The sequence below is a fragment of the Nonomuraea rhizosphaerae genome (assembly GCF_019396405.1).
Classification (GTDB): Bacteria; Actinomycetota; Actinomycetes; order Streptosporangiales; family Streptosporangiaceae; genus Nonomuraea; species Nonomuraea rhizosphaerae.
This window is the reverse complement of the sequence record NZ_JAHKRL010000380.1, coordinates 1-1,966: the sequence shown is the minus strand read 5'-3', so window position 1 is coordinate 1,966 and position 1,966 is coordinate 1. Positions and strand designations below refer to the sequence as shown.

Below are 1,966 nucleotides of genomic sequence, written 5' to 3'. Positions count from 1 at the left end.
GGCCGCTCCGATCGTGTCGCGTCACGATCGGGCACGGCCGCGAGACCGGGTCATCTGCCCAGAAGAGGCCGAGTCATCTGCCCCGGAGGGGCCCGATCCTCTGCCTCGAACGGGTCACTCCATGGGGAAGCGCCGGGCGAAGAGCTGGGTGAGCGGGCCGATCGCCACCGCGAACACCACCGTTCCCACCCCGACCGTACCGCCGAGCAGCCAGCCGGCGGCCAGCACGGTGATCTCGATGAGGAAGCGGCTGAGCCGCACCGACAGCCCGAGCCTGGTCAGGCCGGTCATGATGCCGTCGCGCGGCCCAGGGCCCATCCGCGCGCCGATGTACATCACGGTGGCCAGGGCGATCGCCACCACGCCGAGCACCATGTACAGGGAGCCGAGGGCCCAGTGGGTGGCGGTGGGCAGCAGGTGGACGGCGGCGTCGGCGAACAGGCCGACGAACACGATGTTGCTGATCGTGCCGAGTCCCGGCCTCTCCCTGAGCGGGAGCCACAGCACCATCACCGCCGCGCCGACCAGGATGATGACCGTCCCGATCGACAGCCCCGTGCGGAGGGCGACGCCCTGGTGGAAGGCGTTCCACGGGGCGTTGCCCATGCCGGACTCGATCTGCAGGGCGATGCCGCCTCCGTACAGGGCCAGACCGCTGTAAAGGCGAACGAGACGGGCGGGAATGGAGGAAGGACGCTGAACGGATGCTTCGCTCATAGTGGTCCCAGAGTGGCAGGAGTGCGGGTTGCCAAAACAGGGCCAATCCCCGAAAGTGGCCTGATGCGATTCTTGTCGGCGACCCAGGTGGCCCGGCTCCTGGACGTCCCCGCCGGGGCGCGGCCCTACTACCGCGCCCTCGCCGACGCCGTGGGCGCCCGCATCATGGACGGCCAGCTCCCGGTGCGCGTGCGCCTGCCCGCCGAGCGCGACCTGGCCAGGACGCTGGCCGTCAGCCGCACCACCGTCACCGCCGCCTACGACGTGCTGCGCGAGCGCGGCTACCTGGAGAGCAGGCAGGGCTCGGGAAGCTGGACCGCGCTGCCGGACCCGGCCATGGCGGCCGACAACCCGTGGATGTCCGTGGACGGCGACGGCCTCATCCCCATGCACTGCGCCGCCCCGCCCGCCCCGTCGGCGCTGGGCGAGGCCGTCGCCGGGGCCGTCGAGGACCTGCCCAGGTACGGCATGGGCCACGGCTACGACCCGATGGGCCTGATCGCGCTGCGGGAGCGCATCGCCGCCCACTACACCGCGCGCGGCCTGGCCACCCGCCCGGAGCAGATCCTCGTCACCACCGGCTCCCAGCACGCCCTGCAGCTGGTGTTCGGGCTGCTGGTGGGGGCCGGCGACACGGTGCTCGTCGAGTCGCCCACCTACCCGCACGCGCTCGACGTCACCCGCCTGCGCGGCGGCAGGATCGTGCCCGTCGGCATCTCGCACGAGGGCTGGCAGGCCGACCTGGTCGCCTCGGCGATGCGGCAGTCGGCGGCGCGGCTGGCGTACCTGATGCCCGACTTCCAGAACCCGACCGGCGCGCTCATGGACGACGCCACCCGCGCCGCCGTCGCCGGGGCGGCCAGGCGCAACGACACCATGCTGGTCGTCGACGACACCTGGTCGGAGCTGGCGCTGGAGGAGGTGCCGCGGACCGCGCACCTGGGCGCGTTCGACACCGACAGCAGGGTGGTCACCATCGGGTCGGCCTCCAAGCTGTGGTGGGGCGGGCTGCGCATCGGCTGGGTGCGCGCCACGGCCGCGCTGGCCCGCCGCCTGGCCGTGCACCGCGGCGCCGTGGACATCGCCAGCCCGGTGCTGGAGCAGCTCGTGGTGGCGCGGCTGTTCGACCGGATGGAGCAGACCAGGGCCGAGCGCCGCCGCACGCTGCGCGCCTCGCGTGACGCGCTCGTGGCGGCGCTGCGCGAGCGGCTGCCGGAGTGGGAGTTCGCGGTCCCGAGGGGCGGCGGGT

The 1,966-nt window shown here is 73.3% G+C and carries 2 protein-coding genes; one reads left to right on the top strand and one right to left on the bottom strand.

Annotated features, from left to right (window positions below):
* Window positions 1–114 precede the first annotated feature (114 nt).
* Window positions 115–717, bottom strand: a complete 603-nt coding sequence (yczE, locus tag KME77_RS19510; RefSeq protein ID WP_219469724.1) for a membrane protein YczE — start codon at window positions 715–717, stop codon at window positions 115–117.
* A 63-nt stretch (window positions 718–780) separates the two neighbouring features.
* Here yczE and yczR point away from each other — a divergent pair.
* On the top strand, window positions 781–1,966 hold a 1,186-nt coding region (yczR, locus tag KME77_RS19505; protein WP_219469721.1), incomplete at its 3' end, for a MocR-like transcription factor YczR.

What these genes read in the sequence shown, in the direction of transcription:
- yczE (WP_219469724.1), bottom strand. Translation starts at nt 717, where the DNA reads ATGAGCGAAGCATCCGTTCAGCGTCCTTCCTCCATTCCCGCCCGTCTC.